We start from the raw sequence: 22,346 nt of genomic DNA, 5'->3' as shown, positions 1-22,346 counted from the left end.
CCCCAGGTCTACAGCGACAGTGTGGCGACGACCGGGGCGTGGTCGGAGTCGGCCGCGTCCCGGCGCGCCGTGGGCTGGTCGCCCACGGACGGCAGCCCGTGGGCGACGACCGAGCGGACCGACTCGACCCGGTCGAGCAGCGCGCGGCTGACCAGGATGTGATCGATCAGCTCCCTGCGGTCGTGGTAGACGCGGGAGTACCGCTCCGCCTCCGGGATCAGCGGCGCCAGGTTCCACAGCCGCGACCCGTCGCCGCCGTCGGGGCGCCGCTCTCCCACCGTGCCGATCTCCGAGCCGGGCGGCCCGAGGAGGATCTGCGTGGTGGCGGCCTGCGGCTCGTCGTTGAGGTCGCCGAGCACGACGACGTTCCTGGTCCGGCCGTGCCCGTCCAGCAGCCGGTCGGCCAGGCCGCGGACGGTGACGGCCTCGGCGCTGCGCCGGTAGAGCGCGTAGGCGCCGAACCGGGCCCGCTCCCCCTCGTCGTGCGGCTGGAACCGCTGGCCGGGAAAGCTCAGCAGCTTGGACTTGAGGTGGCAGACCACCAGGTCCAGAGCCGCGCCGGGGGCCGCGCCGGCCCGTACGGCGAGCACGCCCCGGCTGGTCTGCGCGGACGTGGCTCCCGTGTCGTCCGCCTGGATCGCGGCGAGCGGCGGGGAGAAGGCGCTCACATCGTGCAGCACGGTCAGCGGGAGCCTGCTCACGACGCCGACGCGGATGCCGCGCGCGTCGGGGTGTCCGGAGAGGGCGACGTGCCACTCGCCGTCGAGGAGCGCGACCAGGTCGTCGAGAGCGGCGGGGTCCCCCACCTCCTCGACGCCGAGGACGTCCGGCCCGACCTGGGCGATCGTGCCGCTCAGCGCCTTCAGCTTCGCCTCGTAGGCCGCCATGTCGCGCGGGCCGTACTCGCCGCCCGGACGGTACAGGTTCTCGAGGTTCCACGTGCCGACTACAACCATGACCGCCACCCAAAGAGCGCCTAAGCATGAAATATCAGTTCCGCGTCCACTATGAACCGGTCGAAGGGTCTTGACGAGCGGATTTGAGTGATCTTCCGTACATATCGTTGCAATGTCGTTTGTGCGGCTTGCGCCGCGAGATGCCGGTCCTGTTCGCTGTGACGCATGAGCCCGACCACGGACGGCGCCCGCGCGAAATCCTGGCCCGACGCCGACGCCTTCGGGACGGGTGTCAGTGACCCCGTCACCGTGTACGGCACGGCCGACAGGGACGCGAGGGGCGAACTGCGGCACGAAGGCAACCGGGTGCCCGACATCGTGGCGCTCGACCCCCTGCGTCTGGTCGTCGGCTGGCGGGCGGGTGTGGCCGACCCGATCGACGCCACCCCGACCGACCAGGGATCCATAATGTTCGCGCGGTCCGGCGACGGAGGCCGGACATGGACGACCGGCACGCTGGCGGCGGCCACCTCGACCCACCGCTACCACTACGTGATCTTTCTCCGTGACGGCGGCACGCTGTACGCCCTCCTGGGCCGGATCACGATCGGCGAGGACCGGGAGCCAGGTGGCGGAGTCGACGGCTTCCCGGTGCGGATGACGGCCAAGCGGAGCATCGACGGCGGCCTCACCTGGGCCGACTTCCCCATCACCGTCGACGTGCCCGGCAACGGCCGGGGCGTGGTCGTCGCCGGGAAGCCGCTGCGGCACGGCGGGCACTGGCTCGTGCCGTACTGGCGGAGGGTGGGGACGGCGACGCGGGCGGGCGTACTGCGCTCGGCGGACCTGGCAACCTGGACGTCCGGCGGCCTGGCCGAGAACCCGCGGGACATCGCGATCGAGGAGCCGCAGGTCGCGGTCTCCCACGATGACCCCGGCACGCTGCTGATGGTGACCCGGACGCTCGACCTGCGAGGCGGGACGTCGCCCGAGCAGAAGGACGCCTACTACCGGACGCACGCGACCTACGCCGCCACGGCGACCAGCACCGACGGCGGCCTCACCTGGTCGGCGCTGGAACTCGACCCGGGCCTGCCGAACTATTACGTCAAGGCCTTCCTCACCAGTGACTCCGCGGGCCGGTACCTGACGATCTACAACACGCTCGCCGGGCCGTTCAGCGGGGCGGGAGCGGACAAGCCGGACCAATACCGCGAGGTGCTGCACTACAAGGTCAAGCGGCCGGGCGACACCTGGGGGCCGGGGCGGCTGTTCGCCGACTGCGCCCGGCGGACGGCGGGCGCCGGCCGGGGCTGGGACGTCTACGCGAGCGCCGACGAGTTCGAGCCGGGGAAGTTCTTCGTGGTCTGGGAGCACAACCAGATCGAGATCAAGGTGGCGCGACTCGACGTGTCGGCCGCGTTCACCGGGGTCGGCGCCGGCTGGGGCGGCCCGTGGAACTTCACCGGCACGGCGGAGGTCACGTCGTCGGGGCGGCTCCGGCTCGCCGACACCGGCAGTGGTGGCGGCGGTGGCGGCGACGGGGGGATTTCCGGCGCCGACCGGCCGTACGGACCCTCCGGGGCGTTCGTCGCGACGCTGAAGGGCCAGGTCACGTCGCCCTCCACGCTCGATCGGAGGACGGGCGCTGGGGTGGGCCTGGGGCTGAAGGTGTCCACCGGGGCGCGGCGGCTCATGCTGGCCGTCCAGCCCGACGGCGTCCACTCGATGATCGAGGGCGGAGCGGGGTGGAGCCGCGTCCACGCCGCCGCGCTGGACACGACGGCCGCCCATATGTGGCGGGTCACCGTCGACGCCAGGGGGAACGCGGCGCTGTTCGCCGACTCGGCCGACACGGGCGCGCGCTGGGTCGTCGCCGCCGCTCCCGACGCTCCCGAGGTGTCGGTCTGGGTCTCGGGGACTCCCGGCCGGCCGGCCGAGGCGCTGCTGGACTCACTGGAGGTCGCCGAAACCGTCGCCGCGACCACCTGGGACGCCTGGGGCGACTGGAGGCCGGAGCCGGGCGGCGGCGTGGCCGAGCTGTCCGGGGGCCGCCTGCGCCTCAGGAGCGCCACAGGGAAGGCCGCCCGTGCGGCCATCGCCCTCGACATATCGAAGAGCGGCGACTTCACGCTGGAGTTCCGGGGGCAGGTCGACGACGACAGCGCCCTGAACCCCGCCACCGGGCACGGCGTCAGCCTCGGCACCAAGGTCGCCAACGGCGCCAGGCGGCTCATGCTGACGATCCAGCGCAACGGAGTCTGGACGATCAAGAAGGGCGCGACCGCCTGGGAGAGGGTCCACTCCCTCAACGGGGCGGGAGCCCTGGCGACGTGGAAGGTGACGGTCGACAGCGCCGGGGTGGCCCGGCTCTACCGCGACGGCGCCGGCACGGGGGCCACCTGGGTGACGCAGGACAGCAGGGAGAGCCCGCAGGTGACGCACTGGGCGACCGGGACGCCGGGCGGCAACGCCGCGGAGGCCCGGGTGGAGTGGACCTGCGTCACGTGCCCCTGACCGGTTGACCAGGGACGGAGGTTGCCTCCCCCGGCGTCGGGGTACGTGGACGGTTCCAGCCCAACCGCGGGAAGGAGCCGCACGATGACCTTCAACCCATTGGAGGAACGCGGGATCCCACTGGACCGGCAGGTGCGCAACTGGCGCGAACTCGACGTGATGCCGATCGATCCCGACCATGCCGATCCGTACACGAGGTGCCGGATCATCGCGATGAACGGCATCGAGGTCGAGGCGATCCTGTTCAATCACCAGTTCGCACGGCACTGCACGATCCCTGAGGTCAGGCGGCAGCTCGCCGAGACGCGTTACATTGAGGCCCAGCAGCAGAAGGTGGTCAACTGGCTGCTGCCGGGGCTCGCGTCGGTCCTGGAGACCACGATCGCCTACGAGCAGGTGGCCGTGGACCTCACCGCCTGGGTGGCCCGGATGGAGCCCGATCCGTATTTGAAGCAGGCCTACGAGTTCGGCGTGCTGGAGGACTTCGACCACCTCTACCGGTACGCCAACCTGTTCGAGCTGATCGAGCACCGCCGCGCCGAGAGGGTCGTCGACCAGCTCACCGAGGTGATGCCGGGACGGCCGACGATGCTGCACCACCGGCATCCGATCGACAACCTGCGCGAGCCGTACGACAAGAACACGACCGCGCCGCTGTCGAAGCTGCACGCGCTGACGATCATGTCGGCTGAGCAGCAGACCATGAACTTCTACATGAACGTCGGCCCCGAGTACATGGAGCCGATCGCCCGTCAGCTCTACCAGGAGATCGGCCTCATCGAGGAGGAGCACGTCACGCACTACGAGTCGCTGGTGGATCCGGGCGAGACGTGGTGGGAGCAGCTCGTGAACCACGAGTACAACGAGTGCTACATGTACTACTCGTTCCTCGAGACCGAGTCGGACCGGAGGGTGAGGTCGATCTGGGAGCTGCACCTCAACATGGAGCTGGAGCACCTGCGCATCGCCACCGAGCTCATGCGGCGCCACGACGGCCGAGACCCGAAGGAGGTTCTCGCGCCGCGGTTCCCGGCCCCGGTGAGGTTCGAGCCCAACAAGGAGTATCTGCGGGAGCTGATCGCCACGCAGATCGACTACACGACCCTCGGGACGGGGTACGTGCAGGAGGCGCACGAGCGGTTCCAGCGCTGGCAGGAGCAGATCCACGACGACGAGCGGGCGCCCAGCGAGCGCGTCATCGACGAGAACCGGGCCAAGGCCGGCGAGGAGTACCGGCTGGAGACGGAGGGCGTGCATCCCCTCCCGAGCCTCCGGCGGCACTGACCCCGAGCCTCCGGCGGCTTCCACAGCTCGTACGGCTCGCGTCCCCCATCCGGGCGGGAGGCGCGAGCCGTACGACATGGACGTCTGGATGGATGTCCTGTCAGCCGCCGCCCCTGCCTATGACGCCTATGGCGTTGCGGATGATGTCGCGGGCGCGGTCCAGGACGGCGACCGGCGGCCCGAGCAGCAGGTTCCTGGTCGCCGACTCCACGCCGGGATGAGGGTGGGTCGGCCCGAGCGCCTGAGCCGCCCGCACGGCCACGGCCATCGCCCTGCGCTCCGCAGAGGTGGTGTGCGCCCGTAGCTGGGTGAATTCGTAACGCTCCTCGGCACGGGCGTGCGTGAGCACCGCCACGCGGAGCAGGTCGAGGATGCCCGCGAACTCCGGATCCATGGGGCCCTTCCGCTCCAGCCAGGAGAGCAGCCGCTTGGCCTCGTTCTCCTCCTTCAGCCGGTCGGCGACCACCGCGCCGCCGCCTTCGAACTTGCGGCGGGCGTACGGGTGGACGAACTCCTCCTCGGCCGTCTCGTGGACGGCCAGCAGGCGAACCAGCCGCCGGAACGGTTCACGCCGCCGCTCCGGGGCCGCGCGCTCCACCTCGTCGAACAGGTCCCTGATCATGGCGTGCTGGTGCAGGAGGAGGTCGATGACGTCGCCCTCCCGCATCACCTCCGGAACCTGGCGGACATGGGCCATGGGGCTCTCCCTTCGAAGATCGGGTAGCTGCACCGGTTCGCAGGTCCATACCCGCCCAAACAAGGCAAATCGCCCACAAGGCCCAGACGGCGAGTAAAGAATGGGGAGCGCTGACCGGGATCGCCCGCCTGTGCCTTGGGAGCCGTCGTCTCGTAGTCTTCGCTCTGACACGCGCGGACATAAGGAACTCCCATGGCACATGCAGGGTCCTGGGTCGTCGTCGGCCTGGACAACGGCGGCACCAGCAACAACGCGACCGTTCTCGACGCGTCGGGGCGGTTCCTGGTGGACCGGCTGGTCGAGACCCCCAGCCTGGTGAAGGAGGGCCCCGGGGTGGCCGTCGAGCGCCTCGTCCACGCGCTCGACAACATTCTGGAGGTGACCGGCACGTCGCTGTCCCAGGTGCGCGCCGTGGGCCTGGACACCCCCGGGCCCGCGAGCGCGGACGGCGTGATCTCCTCGAAGGGCGCCACCAACTTCGTCGATCCCGGCTGGTACGGCTTCGATTTCCGGGCCGCTCTGGAGGCCCGGCTGGAAGTGCCGGTGATCTACAACAACGACGGCAACGCCGCCGCGCTCTACGCCCACCACGTGCACTTCGGCGCGGACGCCTGGGAGCACTCCTCCGTGTCCGCGATCGTCGGCACCGGGCTCGGCGGCGGCGTGATCGAGGCCGGGCAGGTGGTCAAGGGCGCGGCCGGGATGGCGGGCGAGCTCGGCCACGTCCACATCCCGCTGCACGGCCTGCTGGAGGACGGGCAGCCGCTGCCCGAGTGCAACTGCGGCTTCATCGGCGACGCCGAGAGCGTCGCCTCCTTGACGGGCATCGAGAAGAACCTGCTGCCCTACTGGCTGACCCGCTTCCCCGATCACGAGCTGGCCCGGGTCGAGACCATCGGGAAGGCAGCGAAGCTGCTGCGCGGCTACGGCGAGAACGGCGACCCCCTCGCGCTCAAGGTCTTCGAGCAGCAGGCGATGGCGATCGGCCGGCTCTTCACGATCGCGGCCAACTTCACCGACCCCAGCGCGTACTTCCTGGGCGGCGGCGTGGTCGAGGCGGCGCCGCACTTCCGCGAGTGGTTCCTGGAGACGGTCCGCGAGCACACGCTGCTCCGGGAGGAGCAGCGGCGCGTGGCCACCGTGGCACTCGTGCGGGACCTCGACATGGCCGGAGCACGAGGCGCCGCCCTCGCCGCCCTTTCCCGAATCGTCGGCCGCTGACCTCCCCGTTCTCCCCACCCTCAGACCGTCCGGCCATTACCCTCCTACACAGAGGGCTACCGAGATGTCACGAAACGCGGTCAGTGCGGCCTCTGGGAGGCGTCGCGACGACCTGCGACACTGGGAAGGAAGGTGATGAGCATGCGTGCCGTTACCACGATCTCCGTGCCGAGGACGACGATGACCGCCGCACCCGACTGGCCGTACGGTCCCTACACCGTTGACGACCTGGACGCGCTTCCCGATGACGGAATGCGTCGCGAGCTGGTGAATGGATGGATCGTCGTGTCTCCCTGGCCGAGCACGCGGCATGACCACGCGGGCAAAGTCCTCGAGCGGGCCCTGGAGGACGCGGCCACGGCCGTTGACGCCGATGTCTACATCCGGGGCCCGGTCGACGTCGACACCGGCCCCTCGCTGCGCGTTCCCGACCTCGTGGTCGTCGAGGGCGAGGCGGCGCGGGCGGCGCGGGCGAGGAAGGCCCGAGCCTACGACGCTCCGGACGTGCTCCTGGTGGTCGAGATCGTGTCGCCCCGGAGCGGCAGCGAGCAGCACGACCGGGTGGACAAGGTCTTCGAGTACGCCCGAGCCACGCCGAGCCACCATGCGGGCGCGGCGCCTGCCTGGCGGGCCTGCTCCTTCCCCCCTCGTACGGCTGAGCTTTCCTGGACGTATCACTACGCCCGACAGCGATTGTGAGAGAAACGTCCAGCCCGGGTCGCACTCTCGCGGAAGACCGGCACGATGCGGTGTCGTGAACGACGTCGCAAATGACAAGGACCTCCTCAACGGCCGCAGATTCGTCATGGTCAGCTCGACGGCGAGCTCCGTCGACCCGGCCGATCCCACCCGGTTCGAATACGAGGAGTCCGGTGGGGTCATCTGGGGAAGCTACGCCGGCGACACCGTGGTGCACGGCCACTTCGTCGGCACCCGCGACGCCGACCGGATCGAGCTTTCCTACGTCCACCTGCTCAAGAACGGCGAGCGCGCCGGCGGGCAGAGCAGCAGCCGCATCGAGACCATGCCCGGCGGCGGTCTGCGGCTGGTCGAGGAGTTCCAGTTCGCCGGCGACGACGCGACGCACGTCAGCGTGTGCGCCGAGATCCCCTGACCCGCCGAGATCCCCTGACCACCGGCTCAGGGCTCCTTCCGCAGGGAGGCCCGGCCCTCGGCGGCGCCGACGAAGCGGGTCATGCCGAGCGGCACCGGGTCCTGCGCGGGCTCGGGGGCGAGCCGGCGCGGCGGCTGGCCGGCGCCCCGGTCCTTGGGCAGGTCGCTGGGCAGGACGTAGGGCCGCCTGAGCACCTCGTCGAGGATGAAGACGGTCTCGGTGGCCTTGACCGCCGGGATGCCGGCCAGCCTCTCGGTGACCATGGTGTGGACGGCGGACACGTCCGCCACCCTGACCTGGATCATGGCGTCGTGCTGGCCGGTGGTGATCGCGCAGTACTCCACCTCGGGCATCTGGGCGAGCTGGGCGCGGAACTGCCGCCACATCTGCTGCCGTACGGTCACGAAGATCAGCGCGGTGATGCCGAGCCCGACGCGGGCGTGGTCGATCTCGGCGGTGAACCGCCTGATCGCGCCGTCGGCGCGGAGCGCCTCGAAGCGCGTGTAGGCGTTGGCCCGGGAGATGCCGACCCGCTCGGCGAGCGCCGCCACCGAGATCCGCCCGTTCTCCCGGAGCACTTCGAGGATCTTCAGGTGGGTGTCGTCGAGCTCGAGACCGATGCCGATCCGTCCAGGCCTGCCGCCCTCCTGGCCCGAGTTCCTTGACATTTCGGTCATCGTCTAATCCTCCGTGTGACTTTCGTCTCGGCTTGGCCTTATGAGCTGGACTTTCTGCCGGACAATCCTGGACGATCGGCGACCAAACGTCTACATGGCCCATTTTCGGAGGACACAGAATGGCGACCCGTTCGCGGCAGGCGCAGGCAGCCCTGCTGCCGGTGCTGCTCACCGGCTTCCTCGCTCTTGCCGCCTGCTCCGGTGGCGGCTCGTCCAGCAGCCAGAGCTCCCAGGGCGGCGGCGCGGGCAAGACGCTCGTGATCGACACCTCTTTCAACCTCAAGACCGCGGACCCGGGGCGGACCTACGAGCCGACCGGCCTGATCGTCGGCAAGGCGGCCTATGACACGCTGCTGACCTTCAACGGCGGCGACCTGACCAAGCCGGTGCCGGACCTCGCCGAGTCCTACGACGTGTCGGCCGACGGCACCAAGCTAACGCTCAAGCTCCGGCAGGGCGCCACCTTCGCCGACGGCTCCCCCGTCACCGCCGACGACGTGGTGTTCTCGCTGACCCGCGTGCGCGACATGAAGGGCACGCCGTCGTTCCTGCTCGACGGGGTGGAGATCGCCAAGACGGACGAGACGACGATCACGCTCACGTCGAAGGCTCCCAACCCCGCGCTGCCGTTCATCCTGCCGAACCCCGCGCTCGGCATCCTCAACTCCAAGGTCGCCAAGGAGCACGGGGCCACCACGGACGCGGCCGACAAGGCCGAGCAGTACCTGAACTCCGCGTCCGCGGGCTCGGGGCCGTACACGATCGAGTCGCTCAACGTGAGCAGCGAGGTCGTGCTGAAGCGGAACGCGAAGTACTGGGGCGCCCGCAAGCCGGTCTACGACAAGGTCGTCATCCGCAACGTTCAGGCGGCGACGCAGAAGCTCAACGTCCAGCGCGGGGACAGCCAGGTCGCGCTCGACCTGTCGGGCGACCAGCTCGCCGGCATCTCGGGCGGCCTCCAGGTCACCAAGACGGCCTCGGCCAACGTGGTGTTCCTGCTGGCCAACCAGGACCCGTCGGTCAGCAAGGTCACCTCCAGCCCCAAGTTCGCCGAGGCGGTCCGCAAGGGCCTCGACTACCCGGGCCTGCTGGAGCTCGCGGGCGAGGGCTCGGTGCAGGCCCCCGGCGTGATCCCGTCGATGCTGCTCGGCGCGCTGCCGGCGGACCAGGTCGTCCAGCGCGACGTCGAGGGCGCCAAGGCCGCGCTCAAGGAGAGCGGCGTGTCGAACCCGACGGTCAAGCTGGAGTACCCGAGCGAGCTGACCGTGAACGGGCTGTCCCTGCAGCCCGTCGCCGAGCGGATCCAGGCCAACCTCAAGGAGGTCGGCATCACCGTGGAGCTGGCTCCCTCTCCGGTCACGACGGCCCTGGACAACTACCGCAACGGCAAGGAGCAGCTCGGCCTGTGGTACTGGGGTCCGGACTACCCGGACCCGAGCGACTACCTGGCGTTCCTGCCCGGCAAGCTGGTCGGCCTGCGGGCCGGGTGGAAGGCCGGGGCGGACAAGGAGCTGGAGGCGGCCGGTGCGAAGGCGGCCACCACGGTGGGCGACGACGCGCGGAAGCAGGCCTACGTGGACATCCAGACGAAGCTCAACGCGTCCGGCCCGTTCATCCCGCTCATCCAGCCGAGCCAGAACATCGTGACGGCCGCCTCCGTCACGGGTCTCACGTACAACCCGGTGTGGACCATCGATGTCGCCGACCTCGGCACCAAGTAAGCCACCGAGTAAGCCACCGAGTAAGGCGCGAACCAAGAGGAGCCCGCTGGCCCGGTTCCTGGTCCGCAGGGCCGTCACCGCGCTGCTGCTTGCGCTCGGGATCACGCTGGTCACGTTCGTCCTGACCAACCTGGTCCCGGGCGACCCGGTGTCGGCCAACCTCGGCCAGCGGGCGCTCGGCGACCCGGCGATCGTGGCCCAGTGGCGGGCGGACCACGGCCTCGACAAGCCGCTCCCGCAGCAGTACCTGCTGTATCTCGGCGGCCTGGTCCACGGCGACCTCGGGGAGAGCCAGCAGAGCCACCGCCCGGTCAGCGAGGACCTGGCCGAGTTCGTGCCGGCCACGCTGGAGCTGGCGGGAGCCGCGATCCTGGTCTCCCTCGTGCTGGGCGTGGCGTTCGGCGTGTTCGCGGCGCTGCGCCGGGACCGGCTGCCCGACCACGTGCTGCGCGTCCTCAGCCTGGTGGGCATCTCGGTGCCGACGTTCTGGCTGGCGCTGGTGGCGTTCTACATCTTCTTCTACCGGCTGCAGATCACGCCGGGCAGCGGCCGGATCGACCCGGGCATGACCGCTCCGCCGCACGTCACGGGCCTGTACACGATCGACTCCGCGCTCGCGGGCCAGTGGGACGTGTTGTCGTCCGCAATCGGGCACCTGATCGCCCCGGCGCTCGTGCTGGCCCTCTACACGATCGGCCTGCTGACCCGCTTCACCCGCTCGGCGGTACTGGAGGTGCTCGGGCAGGACTACGTGCGCGCGGCCCGCGCGAAGGGCCTGCCGGGACGGGTGATCCTGTTCCGGTACGTCGTGCGCCCGGCGCTCGTGCCGATCATCACGGTGGCCGGTCTCGCGTTCGGCAGCCTGCTGTCCGGCACGGTCCTCGTCGAGGCGGTCTTCGCGTGGCCCGGCGTCGGCCAGTACGCCTACAAGAGCGCCACGACCCTCGACCTGCCCGCCGTCATGGGCGTCGGCCTGGTGGTGGGCGTGGTCTACCTGATCATCAACCTCGTCGTCGACGTCCTGTACGGCGTCATCGACCCGAGAGTGAGGGTCTCGTGAAACGACGTGCGGGTCTCCGCGGGAGTCTGACCGCGCGGTTGCCGGAGGCGTGGCGGCAGCCCCTCGCGGTCGCCGGGGGCGTCGTCGCGGTCGCCTGGGTCGTGATCGCGCTCGCCGCTCCCCTGCTGGCGCCGCACGATCCGCTCGCCCAGGACCTGCCGCGGCTCGCGCCGCCGGGCTCCGGGCACTGGTTCGGCACCGACCAGCTCGGCCGGGACGTCCTCAGCAGGGTGATGTACGGCGCGCGGGTCTCGATCCCGCTCACGCTGCTCCTCGTGGCGCTGTCGGTGCTGATCGGCGGTCTGCTGGGAGCCGTCGCCGGATATGTCGGCAAGTGGGCGGATGAGACGATCATGCGGCTGGCCGACCTCGTGTTCGCCTTCCCCACCGTGATCCTCGCCATGGTCGTGGCGGCCGCCCTGGGGGCCAGCCTGACCAACGCCGTGCTCGCCGTGCTGGTCGTGGCCTGGCCGGCCTACGCCCGCGTGACCCGCGGGCTCGTGCTGGGCGTGCGGGGGCGGGAGTTCGTGCTGAGCGGGCGGCTCCTCGGGTTCTCCGCGTGGCGGTCCCTGCGGGTCGACGTCCTGCCCAACGTCACGGGCCCCGTCCTGGTGCTGGCGACGCTCGACATCGGCACCGCGCTGCTGCTGCTGTCCGGCCTGTCGTTCCTCGGCCTCGGCGCGAAGCCTCCGTCCCCGGAATGGGGCGCGATGGTCGCCTCTGGTGTGGAGGTGTTCGACAGCTGGTGGGTCGCGACGTTCCCCGGCCTGGCCATCCTGACCGTGGTCCTGGCGTTCAACTTCCTCGGCGACACGCTGCGGGACGCGCTCGACCCCCGGACCGCCCGCGCCATCAAGGAGCGTGCGCTGTGACGCTACCCATCTCCGGCCTGACGATCTCCGGCCTGACGGTCTCCATCGGCGACGCCGAGATCCTGCACGGCGTCGATCTGGAAGTCCAGGCCGGCCGGGTGCACGGCCTGGCCGGCGAGAGCGGCTCTGGCAAGACCATGACCGGCCTCGCCGTGCTGGGCCTGCTCCCCCACGGATCCCGTACGGCCGGCCGGATCGAGCTGGCGGGCCGCGACCTGCTGGGCCTGTCCGCCAAGGAGCTCAACGCCGTGCGGGGCGCGGAGATCGCCATGGTGTTCCAGGACCCGGCGACCAGCCTGCATCCCATGCTGACCGTCGGCCGCCAGCTCACCGAGCACATGCGCCACCACCTCGGCCTCGGGGCCAAGGAGGCGCGGGCCAGGGCCGTCGGGCTGCTCGCCAAAGTGCGGATCCCGGGCCCGGAGACGGCGATCGACCGCTACCCGCACCAGTTCTCCGGCGGCATGCGGCAGCGGATCGCGATCGCGATCGCGCTGGCCTGCGAGCCGAAGGTGCTCATCGCCGACGAGCCCACGACCGCGCTCGACGTGACCGTGCAGGCGGGCATCCTCCGGCTGCTCCGCGGTCTCTGCGACGACCTCGGCCTGGCCGTACTGCTCGTCACGCATGACCTGGGCGTGATGTCGGCGGTCGCGGACGAGGTGAGCGTGATGAAGGACGGCCTGGTCGTGGAGACGGGGCCACGCGGGCAGGTGCTCCGCGAGCCGCGCCACCCCTACACCCGCGCCCTGCTGGACGCCCTCCCCCGGGAGACCCAAACGGAGGAGCCGCGATGACGCTGCTGACAGTGGACGACCTGGTCGTCGAGCACCGCGCGCCCGGCCGTCCCCACGTGCGCGCCGTCGCGGGGGCCAGCCTGACCGTCGAGGCGGGGGAGGTGGTCGGCCTCGTCGGCGAGTCCGGATGCGGCAAGTCGACCCTGGCCCGCGCGGTCTGCGGCCTCCACCCGGCCGCCTCCGGAAAGATCGAGGTCGGCGGCCACCCGGTCACCCCGCTCGGCCTGCGCCGCCGGGACCGGGCGCTGACCGGGGTCCAGATGGTGTTCCAGGACCCCTACGCCTCGCTCAACCCGCGCCGCCGGGTGGGAGCCCAGATCGCCGACGGGCTCCGTACGGCGGGCGACACGGCCACCACCCCGGCTGACCTGCTGGAACGGGTCGGGCTGCCGCGCGAGTTCGCCGGGCGGTTCCCGCACGAGTTCTCCGGCGGCCAGCGGCAGCGGATCGCGATCGCCAGAGCTCTGGCGGCCGGGCCGTCCCTGCTGATCGGGGACGAGCCGATCTCCGCGCTCGACGCCTCGGCCCAGTCGCAGGTGGCGAGACTCATGCGCGACCTGGCCGTGGAGTCCGGCGCGGGCCTGCTGTTCATCAGCCACGACCTGTCCGTGGTGCGGCTCATCGCGGACCGGATCGCGGTGATGTATCTCGGGAAGATCGTGGAGACCGGGCCGACCGCCGAGGTCTGGGCCGATCCGAGACATCCGTACACCCGGGCCCTGCTCGGCGCGATCCCCGCCCCCGACGGCGCGGGCGTGCTCCCGGCCGAGCTGCCGGGGGACGTTCCGGACCCGGCCGACCCGCCCTCGGGCTGCCGGTTCCACCCGCGCTGCCCGCTGGTGATGGACATCTGCCGGGATCGGGAGCCCGAGTTCGGCCCGGTCGCGTGCTGGCTGCACGAACCCACCATGAGGTCGACAGCCGGGCCGGCGACGACCGGACCGGCCTGAACGGCATGATCGAGGATGTCCGGGCGGGAATGGCCGAGGCGGGGGCCGACGCCCTGGTGCTGCGCCCCTCCCCCGATTTTCGCTATCTGGGCGGCCGTGGCGGCGGCTACCTGGTCCTCACCCCCGACGGGCCGCTCAGCACGGTGGACGCTCCCGCCGAGGCGGCGGCGCTCATCCCCTCCTCGGCCCGCCGCGTCGCCGTCGATCCCGAGATGCGGGCGTCGGAGCTGTTCGCGCTGCGGCTCGACACCGAGCTCATGCTGGCGTCGGCCGTGCTGGCCCCGCTCCGGCTCCGGAAGCGGCCGGAGGAGGTGGCCGCGATGCGGCGCGCGACCTCGGCGGCGGACGCGGTGCTGCTGTCGGCCCGTCAACTGACGTGGTTCGGCGCGACCGAGCGGGCGATGGCCTTCCGGCTCCGGGCCATGCTCGCGGAGACCGGCTGTGAGGACGTGATCTCCCTTGTCGTCGCGGCGGGCGAGCACACGGCCGTCGCCGCGCACACGCCCTGCGAGCGGGTGATCAACCCCGGGGACGCGCTGCTCGTCTCGGTCTGCGGACGGTGGGACGGCTACTGCACAGAGGTCGCGCGGGTCTTCGCGGTGGCCGAGCCGCCCGACGACTTCGAGGCGATGTACTCCGTGGTCCTCTCCGCGCAGCACGCCGCCCTGGAGGCCGTACGGCCGGGCGTCCCGGCCTCGGAGCCCGCCAGGATCGCCGGGGAGGTGATCGACGGCAGCGGTTACGGGCACTACGCCGCCGGACGGCAGGCGCGCGGCATCGGGCTCAGCCCCGACGAGGGGCCGAGGCCCGTGCCGGACGAGGTCTTCTCGCCCGGCATGACGGTGTGCCTGGAGCCGGCCATCTTCCTTCCCGAGCTTTTCGGCGCCAGGGTGGCGGACGTCGTGGTGTGCGGCTCTCATGGGCCGGAACCCCTGAGTCTGAGCTCGCCGTCCCTTCATGTCATGGATCGCTGAGGCGCCTCCCCCCGACCACGATGGATCCTGCAAAAGTGGGCAAATAACACCTGTAAGCAGCAGAAACCCCTGATGGCACGACGGAGGATGGACAGGTCGTTCTGCACTCGTGGACCTCACGGGTGGCTAGACCAAACCCCGCCGTCACATCGGGGAGTCCCTCGGGGGAGGAACCATGACAGTGACCCAGACGACACGTCCGTCCCGCACGCGCACGGCGCCCGAACCGGCCCGTCCCGCGAAGGCGGAGGACACGAGTCACCAGTTCAACCTGAACCTGCCCTTCCTGCGCATCCAGGTCAGGCCGCCGGAGCTGCACATGCCGCACGTGGAGGTGCCGCATGTCAGCCGGCGGGAGATGGGGCAGGCGATGGACATCGCGCGGACGTTCCTGCCGCCGCCTGAGCGGATGGTCTACTACGGCGGGCTCGGCGCGCTCGCGGTCCTCGGCTTGATCGACTGGCCGGTGGCGGCCGCGATCGGCGCGGGGACGATGATCGCGCAGCGCACCCGCGAGCAGCGCTGGTCCCCGCTTCGAGGGCGGGACACCACGCCTCCGCGGACCACGCGGACCGCCGAGCGCCCGTCCGAACAAGCGGCCGAGGGCGCCGGCGAGAAGGCGCGGCCGAGGGCTACGAGAGCGGGCGCGGCCTCGAGAACCGCGACGCCCAGAACCCGGGCGACGCCGAAAGCCGGCACGACGTCGGGAGCGGGGACGACGTCGGGAGCGGGGACGACGTCGAGAGCGAGGACGTCACGGACCGAGACGGCGTCAGGGACAGAGCCGAGGACCGAGACCAGGACAGGGACCAGGACAGAGACCAGGAGGCAGCCGAGAAGCACCGCGACCGCACGCTCGGGCACGTCCACCAGGTAACAGCACGCGGGCCAGGCCCGCGTGAGGGACGTGCTCGCCGGCTCGCGCCGCCGAGCCGAGGCGGCCCGGCGGTCATCGTCCCGCGCCCCTGATCGGGCATTCGTGTAGGCCGGACCGATCACCCTTGGTCGGCCCGTGGATTTCTCGCGCCCTTCCAAGCTTTGACCACCGGAGACGACATGTGGCCGCTCGGCTCGCTTTCCGCTGTATCGCTGCCGGCACTGGTGTGCGGCCAGGTGCTCAGTCTGATGCCCGACCCCGTTCTGAGCCTGATCCCACTGGCTCGCCGTACGCGGGCGTGCGCGGGCGGAGTGCGCATCGCCCTGCACGCGATCGGCGGCCCGGGCACCGAACGGGCCGCCCGCCGTCTCGAAGACCGGCTCCTGGCGGCGGGGATGGCGCGGGCGGAGGTCAACGGCGCGCTCGGTTGCGTCTTCGTCGCCTGCGAGGCGGCCACAGTGGACATGGCCAAGCTGCTGGCCATCGTGGAGGAACTCGACAGCGAGGACACTGAGGGTGGCGAGGACGCCGAGGACGCCGAGGATCGGGCCGGCGGTTCGCTTGACGCGGACGGCTCCTCCGGCACAGGCGACGATGAGCCAACCGACGAGGGGGCGTGGGCGCGGGACGCTCGCGAACACCACGCGCGCGCGGCGCTGAGCCTCGCCGGCAGCCTGGCCGGGACCGGCCTGGCCCTCGCGGGCCGCGTCACGCACATCTGGCGGCTGCCCCCCACCCTTCCCACGCTCGTCCAGCTCGCGGAGCACACCCCGAGGGTGCGCCGGGGACTGGAGCGCCGCATGGGCGTGCACGCCACCGACCTGCTGTTCGCCACCACGCGGCTCGTCACCCAGACGCTGGGCCAGCGGCCGGCGGGGTTGCTGGTGGACTCTCTGGCGGCGGCCGGACGGTACGCCGAGGCCCGTGCGGGGCTCGACGCCTGGGCGCGGCGGGAGGCGGAGTTCGCCGGTCGTGAGGGCGGCTACCACCATGTCCGGCCGGCGAAGGCCCCCCGGCCCGCGCCTCTGCCACGCGGACCGATCGAGCGGTACTGCGACGTGGCGAGCCCGGTCTCGCTGGCGGCCCACGGCCTGACGCTCGTCGCGAGCCGGAGCCATTCGCGGGCGCTGTCCGTGCTGATCACAGGGACTCCGAAGTCGGCGCGCGCCGGTCGCGACGCCTTCACGAGCGCCGTGGGCCGGGCGCTGGCACGGCGCGGCGGCCTCGTCCTCAGCCGGCACGCCCTGCGCCGCATGGACCGCGTGGACACGGTCGTGCTGGACGCGGCGGCACTGACCACCGGAGCGTGGACGATCGACGCGGTGGTCCCCCTCGTCCACGAGCTCGACCTCGAGGAGCTCCATGCCAGGCTCTACACGCTGCTCGATCTGACCGACCCCACGGCCCGGCGGGGGTACGACGGCTGGGAGGCCGAGCCGTACGCCGGGAACGACCGGCCGGCGCAGTTGGCGCACTGGCGTGAGCTCGGCATCCGGCCGGTCGCGGTGGGGCGGGACGGTTCCGTGCTGGCCCTGGTGGGTCTGGCTCCCGAGCTCCACCCACTGGCCGAGAGCCTCGTGGACGCGCCGAGGAGCACGTGCCAGGTGCTGATCGCCGGTGGGGAGCCCTGGCTCGGCCGGAGGCTGGGCGCGGACCAGGTCGCGGGCGGCCGGCGGCTCGCGGAGACCATCCGGACCCTGCAGGCGGAAGGGCACGGTGTGGCCCTGGTGGCGAAGCGGTCGCGGAACGCGCTCCGCCAGGCCGACCTCGGCGTCGGCCTGCTCGCAAGCCCCATCCCCGGAAGCCCTCTGGTCAGGGATCGCGTGCCGTGGGACGCGGATGTCCTGGCCGATCTCGACGCGGCGCACCTGCTGCTCCGCTGTCTGCCCTCGGCGCGGGCGGTGAGCGAGCTGAGCGTGCGGCTCGCCGCGGCGGCCGCGGTCATCGGGGGCGGCCTCGCGGTGCTGGGCCCCGGGCGCACCGCCGTACGGCGGGCGCATCTCGTGGCCGACGGCACCTCGCTCATCTCCCTGGCGATGGGGGCGTGGTCGGGGCGGAGGGCCGGGAACGGCGAGGCGCCGATCACGGCCGACGGCACGCCCTGGCATGCGATGACGACGAGAGACGTCCTGACCCGGCTGAACTCCTCCGCCAACGGGTTGAGCGAGGCGGAGGCCGTACAGCGCAGGACCCTGTCCGCGCGGCCCGGCGACGCGGGGCCGCAGTCCCTGGCGCGGGCCTCGGTGGAGGAGCTCGCCAACCCGCTGACCCCGGTGCTCGCGGCGGGCGCGGGAGTGTCGGCGGTGGTCGGCTCGGTCCTGGACGCCGTGCTGATCGCCGGGGTGATGGTGGTCAACGCCGTGGTCGGGGGGGCGCAGCGGCGCGACGCGGGACGGGTGCTGCGGACGCTTTCCGAGGCCACCGCCGTGCGGGTACGGCTGCGCCGCCCGGACTGGGACGACGGCGGCAAGGGCGGGGACGGCGGCTGCGCGGCCACCGCCGGGGACCTGGTCGCGGGCGACGTGATCGAGCTGCGCGCGGGCGACGCCGTGCCGGCGGACGGCAGGCTGCTCAAGGCGGTCGGCCTGGAGATCGACGAGTCCACGCTGACCGGGGAGTCGCAGCTCGTCGGCAAGGGCACGGCCCCCACCGCCGCGCCCGCGGTGGCCGACCGGAGCTCCATGGTGTACGAGGGCAGCTCGGTGGCCGCGGGGCACGGCCTCGCGGTGGTCGTGGCCACGGGCGAGGAGACCGAGGCCGGCCGGACCGCCAGGCTGGGCCGAGGGGGTCCTCCTCCGAGCGGCGTGGAGCTGCGGCTGCGGGAGCTGAGCCGCCGCATCCTCCCGGCGGCGATCGGCTCCGGGGTCGCCTTGATGGCCGTCGAGCTGATGCGCGGATCGTCGCTGTCGCGGGCGCTCGGTCCCGCGATCAGCCTCGCGGTCGCGGCCGTTCCGGAAGGTTTGCCGTTCGTCGCGACGCTCGCGGAGCTGGCGGCCGCCAAGAGGCTGTCCGCGCGGAAGGCGCTGGTCCGCAACCCCTCGACGATCGAGGCGCTCGGCCGGGTCGACGTCCTGTGCTTCGACAAGACCGGGACGCTGACCGAAGGTCACATCAGCCTGCGCCGGGTCTCCGACGGCGAGGCCGAGGGCACGGTCGACAGGGTGATGACGCCGCGGCTCCGGCGGGTGGTGGCGGCGGCGCTGCGGGCCGGGCCGAAGTCGGGAGGCGGGCGGGCCCTGGCCCACCCGACCGACCGGGCGGTGGTGGGCGGGGCGGAAGGCCTCGGCGTGACGCCGCAGGAAGGGCTGGCGGAGTGGCGGCGGGTCGACGAGATGCCGTTCGAGCCGGCCCGGGGCTACCACGCCGTCCTCGGGCTGTCGGAATCCGGCCATGTGCTCAGCGTCAAGGGCGCCCCGGAGGTCGTGCTGACCCGGTGCGCGACCCGGCTCCACGACGGGCGGGAGGTCGACCTCGACGAGGCGGGCAGGCAGATGCTGGAGGCGGAGGTCGAACGGCTCGCGCTGCGGGGCTTCCGGGTGCTCGCCGTGGCGGAGCGGGCCGCCTCGAGCCGGGCCGACCTGGACGAGTCGCGGGTCGAGCGGCTGTGCTTCCTCGGGTTCCTCGGCCTCGCCGACCCCGTGCGGCCCACCGCGGCCCGGAGTGTCGCGGGCCTGATGAAGGCCGGCGTCCGCGTCGTCATGCTCACCGGCGACCATCCGAGCACCGCGGAGGCGATCGCCGCCGAGATCGACGCGGTCAACGGGTTGCGGGTCATGACCGGTCCGGAGCTCGACGGGATGGGCGACGACGAACTGGTGACGGTGCTGCCGGAGGTGGCCGTCTTCGCACGCGTCACACCGGCGCACAAGGCGCGGATCGTCTCCGCGCTGCGCCGGTCGGGGAAGGTCGTGGCGGTCACCGGTGACGGGGCCAACGACGTGCCCGCGATCCGGCTCGCCGACGTGGGGGTGGCCCTCGGATCCCGCGCCACCCCTGCCGCGCGGGCCGCCGCCGACATCGTGGTGACCGACGACCGCATCGAGACGATCATCGACGCGATCGCCGAGGGCAGGGCGATGTGGGGCTCGGTCCGCGACGCGCTCGGCATTCTGCTCGGCGGCAACATCGGAGAGATCGTCTTCACCGTCGGTTCGAGCGTGCTGACCGGGCGGAGCGCGCTCAACGCCCGGCAGTTGCTCCTGGTCAACCTGCTCACGGACATGCTGCCCGCCATGGCGGTCGCCGTACGGGCGCCGGATGCGGCAAACGCCGACGGGAGCGCCGGGGAGCTGCTGACGGAGGGGCCGGAAGCGTCCCTGGGGTCGGCCCTGACCCGGGACATCAAGGTGAGGGCCGTGACGACGGCCGCCGCGGCGAGCGCCGCGTGGCTGCTCGGCCGGATGACGGGCACTCGAGGCAGGGCGGACACGATCGGGCTGATCGGCCTCGTCTCGGCACAACTGCTGCGCACCCTGACGGCCGGGGGCAGGGACCGCACGGTCACCATCGCCGCGGTGTCCTCGATGGGCGCCCTCGCGCTGATCATCTCGACGCCCGGCCTCAGCCACTTCTTCGGGTCACGCCCCGTCGGGCCCTTCGGATGGGCCATCGGGCTGGGCGCGGCGGGCGCGGCCGGTCTGCTCGGCCGGGCGATCGAGAGGACGTACGCCTAGCGGCCACCGATCGTTCACCGAACGGTAACCTTAACTATGCCGTTTTAGGTATGTTTGTCAGGCACTATGCCATGGAACGCAAATTTGTCCCTATGAGGTATCAAGTGTCTGAGTTCTTCGCCGCCATCCTCACCAGGGCGGCCCTGATGCTCCTGGAGGCGCTGCTCATGCGCCTGATCCAGTCCTTCGCCACGTCCGGATTCCGCGTCACCTTCCCACAGGCCGCCTGAACCCGGCCTCCAGGGATCACGGCCCCTGGGGACGAGAGGACGCGGCACCTGACGATGCCGGGATCTCCATCCGCCCCTCGTCCCCCTGCCAGCCGATTGATCAATCCTTGAAGGCGTCCTTGACCTTGCCGGCGGCGTCCTTGACCTTCTCGCCGGCCTGCTTGACGTGGCTCTCGCTCTGGTCGGCCCGGCCCTCGGCCTCGAGACTCTCGTCGTCGGTCACCTTGCCGAGGCCCTCCTTCGCCTTGCCGGCGAGTTCTTCGGCCTTGTTGTTGAACTTGTCCTCGGTCCCCATGGGTTCGCTCCCTCGCGGGTCTCACGGATTGACGTGGGGTTCCTCTTTCCCCAGGTGAGCGGCCTAAACACGGCCCCCTTCCCGACGTGACGCACGTCACCGCCGTCCCGAATCAGGATTAAACGGACGAATCAGGCGTAAGGTAGGAAAGAGGGAATCTTCCACGCCTCAGAAGGGTGGTGTGCCAGATGACGCACCCCGCAGACATCGGGACGCATCCCGACATCGTGCAGATGCGCGCACGCTACGAGGCCGCCGCGGCGAATCCGAGGGCGCAAGTCACGGACGGCCTCACGTTGCTGGCGGGCACGTATCTCGCGCTCTCGCCCTGGATCGTCGGGTTCCATAGATTGAGCCCGTTCACCGTCAACAACCTGATCACGGGCATCCTGGTCGCGCTCCTGGCACTCGGGTTCAGCTCGGCGTTTGGCCGCACCTACGGCATCTCCTGGGTCGCGCCCGCCATCGGCGTGTGGACCATCGTCGCGCCGTGGGTCATCCGCGGACACGCGACCACGGGGACGATCGTGAACAACGTGATCACGGGCGCGATCATCCTGATCCTGGGCCTGGCCACCATGCGGTTCGGCATGGGCGAGCGCGGCCGGCCGGGCGGCGGCGGTTTCCGCAGGCCGACGCCCTAGCGACACGTCATCCGCGGATCGGCGCTCCTCGCCCCGTCAACCGGCCGGGAGCGCCACCAGGCTCCGACCGAGGTCGAAACCGGGGTCACGGGGCCAGGAGCGCTGTCATGGTGACGGGCCGCAGCCCCTTGCGCTTGAGGCCGTCCAGCATCGCGGGCAGGGCGTCAGCCGTACCCGGATGGCCGAGGTGCAGGCTGATAATCGAGCCGGGCCGTACGGCGCTGAGGACGTTGGCCGTCACGGCGGCCGGGCCGGGGTCGGTGTAGTCGAGCGAGTCGACGTCATACGAGAGGCAGGTGCGGTAGCCGGCGTCGGCCGACAGCCGGCGGATGAGCTGCGTGGCGACCCGGCTCGCGGACGGCCGGAACCACGAACCGGCCGACCCGGTGAGCGCGCGCAGGCGCGCGGCGCACTCCTCGATCTCCTCGCGGGCGGCGGACGCGTCCATCGCCGAGATGTCGAGGTGATGCTGGGTGTGATTGCCGAGGTCATGGCCGCCGTCGAGGATGCGCCGGGCGATCGCGGGATACTGGTCGAGCCAGGTGCCGACGGCGAGGATCGTGGCCGCTCCCCCAGCCCGCTCGATCGCTGCGAGGACCTGCTCGGCGAGCCGGCGAGGTCCCGCGCCGTGGAAGGTCAAGGCCACGAGCGGCCGGTTCCGCGGCCCGTGCGCCACCTCGGGCGGGAGCCGGCGGGGCGCCGGTGCGGGCGGCGTGGGCGCCGGCTTCACGGTCGGAGCCGGCTTCGACCGCGCGGCGGGGCCGGGCGGGACTGCCTGTCCCGAGCAGCCGGACGCCGCCGTCCATAGACCGGCCAGGAGCAGGAACCCGCGCCGTCTCATCGGCGC

General features: G+C 71.7%; 20 protein-coding genes. 15 read left to right on the top strand and 5 right to left on the bottom strand.

Going from position 1 to position 22,346, the window contains the following annotated elements; translation table 11 throughout:
* Positions 1 to 8: 8 nt before the first annotated feature.
* The gene (locus ABH927_RS27035; protein ID WP_370026060.1) at positions 9 to 956 is read right to left on the bottom strand and encodes an endonuclease/exonuclease/phosphatase family protein; all 948 of its coding nucleotides are present in this window, start codon (positions 954 to 956) and stop codon (positions 9 to 11) included.
* Between the two features lie 165 nt (positions 957 to 1,121).
* On the opposite strand from ABH927_RS27035, the gene ABH927_RS27030 reads away from it, so the two are divergent.
* Together ABH927_RS27030 and ABH927_RS27025 are read left to right on the top strand one after the other, a co-directional pair.
* Positions 1,122 to 3,413, top strand: coding sequence for a sialidase family protein (locus ABH927_RS27030; protein ID WP_370026058.1), 2,292 nt, complete (start codon positions 1,122 to 1,124; stop codon positions 3,411 to 3,413).
* 84 nt (positions 3,414 to 3,497) lie between these two features.
* Entirely contained in the window at positions 3,498 to 4,697 is a 1,200-nt protein-coding gene (locus ABH927_RS27025; protein WP_370026056.1) for a hypothetical protein, read from the top strand.
* Between the two features lie 100 nt (positions 4,698 to 4,797).
* On the opposite strand, the gene ABH927_RS27020 is transcribed toward ABH927_RS27025, so the two are convergent.
* Complete coding sequence (locus tag ABH927_RS27020; protein WP_370026055.1) at positions 4,798 to 5,394, bottom strand: hemerythrin domain-containing protein; 597 nt, start codon at positions 5,392 to 5,394, stop codon at positions 4,798 to 4,800.
* Positions 5,395 to 5,586: 192 nt separating this feature from the next.
* Between ABH927_RS27020 and ABH927_RS27015 the strand changes: the two genes are divergently transcribed.
* The 3 genes from ABH927_RS27015 (at position 5,587) to ABH927_RS27005 (ending at position 7,729) form a co-directional block, all read left to right on the top strand.
* Entirely contained in the window at positions 5,587 to 6,615 is a 1,029-nt protein-coding gene (locus ABH927_RS27015) for an ROK family protein (protein ID WP_370026053.1), read from the top strand.
* Positions 6,616 to 6,756: 141 nt separating this feature from the next.
* Positions 6,757 to 7,314, top strand: coding sequence for a Uma2 family endonuclease (locus ABH927_RS27010; RefSeq protein ID WP_370026051.1), 558 nt, complete (start codon positions 6,757 to 6,759; stop codon positions 7,312 to 7,314).
* Between the two features lie 55 nt (positions 7,315 to 7,369).
* Positions 7,370 to 7,729, top strand: a complete 360-nt coding sequence (locus ABH927_RS27005; RefSeq protein ID WP_370026049.1) for a hypothetical protein — start codon at positions 7,370 to 7,372, stop codon at positions 7,727 to 7,729.
* 26 nt (positions 7,730 to 7,755) lie between these two features.
* On the opposite strand, the gene ABH927_RS27000 is transcribed toward ABH927_RS27005, so the two are convergent.
* On the bottom strand, positions 7,756 to 8,406 hold the full coding sequence (locus ABH927_RS27000) for an Lrp/AsnC family transcriptional regulator (RefSeq protein ID WP_370026048.1): 651 nt from the start codon (positions 8,404 to 8,406) through the stop codon (positions 7,756 to 7,758).
* A gap of 119 nt (positions 8,407 to 8,525) precedes the next feature.
* Here ABH927_RS27000 and ABH927_RS26995 point away from each other — a divergent pair, with 119 nt between their 5' ends.
* From ABH927_RS26995 to ABH927_RS26955, 9 genes are all read left to right on the top strand, one after another.
* Entirely contained in the window at positions 8,526 to 10,127 is a 1,602-nt protein-coding gene (locus ABH927_RS26995) for an ABC transporter substrate-binding protein (RefSeq protein ID WP_370026046.1), read from the top strand.
* The gene (locus ABH927_RS26990; protein WP_370026044.1) at positions 10,102 to 11,187 is read left to right on the top strand and encodes an ABC transporter permease; all 1,086 of its coding nucleotides are present in this window, start codon (positions 10,102 to 10,104) and stop codon (positions 11,185 to 11,187) included. Before ABH927_RS26995 ends, ABH927_RS26990 begins: the two co-directional genes overlap by 26 nt.
* Positions 11,184 to 12,059, top strand: a complete 876-nt coding sequence (locus tag ABH927_RS26985; RefSeq protein ID WP_370026042.1) for an ABC transporter permease — start codon at positions 11,184 to 11,186, stop codon at positions 12,057 to 12,059. The genes ABH927_RS26990 and ABH927_RS26985 overlap by 4 nt, the downstream gene beginning before the upstream one ends.
* Positions 12,056 to 12,856 carry an ABC transporter ATP-binding protein gene (locus tag ABH927_RS26980; protein WP_370026040.1) on the top strand — a complete coding sequence of 267 codons (801 nt, stop codon included), beginning with the start codon at positions 12,056 to 12,058 and terminating at the stop codon, positions 12,854 to 12,856. Before ABH927_RS26985 ends, ABH927_RS26980 begins: the two co-directional genes overlap by 4 nt.
* Complete coding sequence (locus tag ABH927_RS26975; RefSeq protein ID WP_370026038.1) at positions 12,853 to 13,806, top strand: ABC transporter ATP-binding protein; 954 nt, start codon at positions 12,853 to 12,855, stop codon at positions 13,804 to 13,806. Before ABH927_RS26980 ends, ABH927_RS26975 begins: the two co-directional genes overlap by 4 nt.
* Complete coding sequence (locus ABH927_RS26970; protein ID WP_370026037.1) at positions 13,743 to 14,780, top strand: M24 family metallopeptidase; 1,038 nt, start codon at positions 13,743 to 13,745, stop codon at positions 14,778 to 14,780. Before ABH927_RS26975 ends, ABH927_RS26970 begins: the two co-directional genes overlap by 64 nt.
* A 175-nt stretch (positions 14,781 to 14,955) precedes the next feature.
* Entirely contained in the window at positions 14,956 to 15,657 is a 702-nt protein-coding gene (locus ABH927_RS26965) for a hypothetical protein (RefSeq protein WP_370026035.1), read from the top strand.
* A 161-nt stretch (positions 15,658 to 15,818) separates the two neighbouring features.
* Positions 15,819 to 20,330, top strand: coding sequence for an HAD-IC family P-type ATPase (locus ABH927_RS26960; protein WP_370026033.1), 4,512 nt, complete (start codon positions 15,819 to 15,821; stop codon positions 20,328 to 20,330).
* 104 nt (positions 20,331 to 20,434) lie between these two features.
* A complete protein-coding gene (locus ABH927_RS26955; protein WP_370026031.1) occupies positions 20,435 to 20,560 on the top strand; it encodes a hypothetical protein in 126 nt (41 codons plus the stop codon).
* Between the two features lie 100 nt (positions 20,561 to 20,660).
* On the opposite strand, the gene ABH927_RS26950 is transcribed toward ABH927_RS26955, so the two are convergent.
* Positions 20,661 to 20,855 (bottom strand): CsbD family protein, encoded by a 195-nt coding sequence (locus tag ABH927_RS26950; RefSeq protein WP_370026029.1) that lies wholly within the window; start codon positions 20,853 to 20,855, stop codon positions 20,661 to 20,663.
* A gap of 188 nt (positions 20,856 to 21,043) precedes the next feature.
* Here ABH927_RS26950 and ABH927_RS26945 point away from each other — a divergent pair, with 188 nt between their 5' ends.
* On the top strand, positions 21,044 to 21,499 hold the full coding sequence (locus ABH927_RS26945; protein ID WP_370026027.1) for an SPW repeat protein: 456 nt from the start codon (positions 21,044 to 21,046) through the stop codon (positions 21,497 to 21,499).
* 85 nt (positions 21,500 to 21,584) lie between these two features.
* On the opposite strand, the gene ABH927_RS26940 is transcribed toward ABH927_RS26945, so the two are convergent.
* The gene (locus tag ABH927_RS26940) at positions 21,585 to 22,340 is read right to left on the bottom strand and encodes a polysaccharide deacetylase family protein (protein ID WP_370026025.1); all 756 of its coding nucleotides are present in this window, start codon (positions 22,338 to 22,340) and stop codon (positions 21,585 to 21,587) included.
* Positions 22,341 to 22,346: the final 6 nt, after the last annotated feature.

This window comes from Planotetraspora sp. GP83, assembly GCF_041262585.1.
GTDB lineage: Bacteria > Actinomycetota > Actinomycetes > Streptosporangiales > Streptosporangiaceae > JAOEGB01.
The sequence above is the reverse complement of the archived record's forward strand: the minus strand, read 5'-3'. Positions and strand labels throughout refer to the sequence as shown.

Bases quoted from the DNA above. Each gene is read 5' to 3' on its own strand.
- ABH927_RS26975 (WP_370026038.1), top strand. From the start codon at position 12,853: ATGACGCTGCTGACAGTGGACGACCTGGTCGTCGAGCACCGCGCGCCC.
- ABH927_RS26965 (WP_370026035.1), top strand. From the start codon at position 14,956: ATGACAGTGACCCAGACGACACGTCCGTCCCGCACGCGCACGGCGCCC.
- ABH927_RS27010 (WP_370026051.1), top strand. From the start codon at position 6,757: ATGCGTGCCGTTACCACGATCTCCGTGCCGAGGACGACGATGACCGCC.
- ABH927_RS26995 (WP_370026046.1), top strand. From the start codon at position 8,526: ATGGCGACCCGTTCGCGGCAGGCGCAGGCAGCCCTGCTGCCGGTGCTG.
- ABH927_RS27000 (WP_370026048.1), bottom strand. From the start codon at position 8,406: ATGACCGAAATGTCAAGGAACTCGGGCCAGGAGGGCGGCAGGCCTGGA.
- ABH927_RS27015 (WP_370026053.1), top strand. From the start codon at position 5,587: ATGGCACATGCAGGGTCCTGGGTCGTCGTCGGCCTGGACAACGGCGGC.
- ABH927_RS27035 (WP_370026060.1), bottom strand. From the start codon at position 956: ATGGTTGTAGTCGGCACGTGGAACCTCGAGAACCTGTACCGTCCGGGC.
- ABH927_RS26940 (WP_370026025.1), bottom strand. From the start codon at position 22,340: ATGAGACGGCGCGGGTTCCTGCTCCTGGCCGGTCTATGGACGGCGGCG.
- ABH927_RS27030 (WP_370026058.1), top strand. From the start codon at position 1,122: ATGAGCCCGACCACGGACGGCGCCCGCGCGAAATCCTGGCCCGACGCC.
- ABH927_RS26950 (WP_370026029.1), bottom strand. From the start codon at position 20,855: ATGGGGACCGAGGACAAGTTCAACAACAAGGCCGAAGAACTCGCCGGC.
- ABH927_RS26945 (WP_370026027.1), top strand. From the start codon at position 21,044: ATGACGCACCCCGCAGACATCGGGACGCATCCCGACATCGTGCAGATG.
- ABH927_RS27020 (WP_370026055.1), bottom strand. From the start codon at position 5,394: ATGGCCCATGTCCGCCAGGTTCCGGAGGTGATGCGGGAGGGCGACGTC.
- ABH927_RS27025 (WP_370026056.1), top strand. From the start codon at position 3,498: ATGACCTTCAACCCATTGGAGGAACGCGGGATCCCACTGGACCGGCAG.
- ABH927_RS26990 (WP_370026044.1), top strand. From the start codon at position 10,102: ATGTCGCCGACCTCGGCACCAAGTAAGCCACCGAGTAAGCCACCGAGT.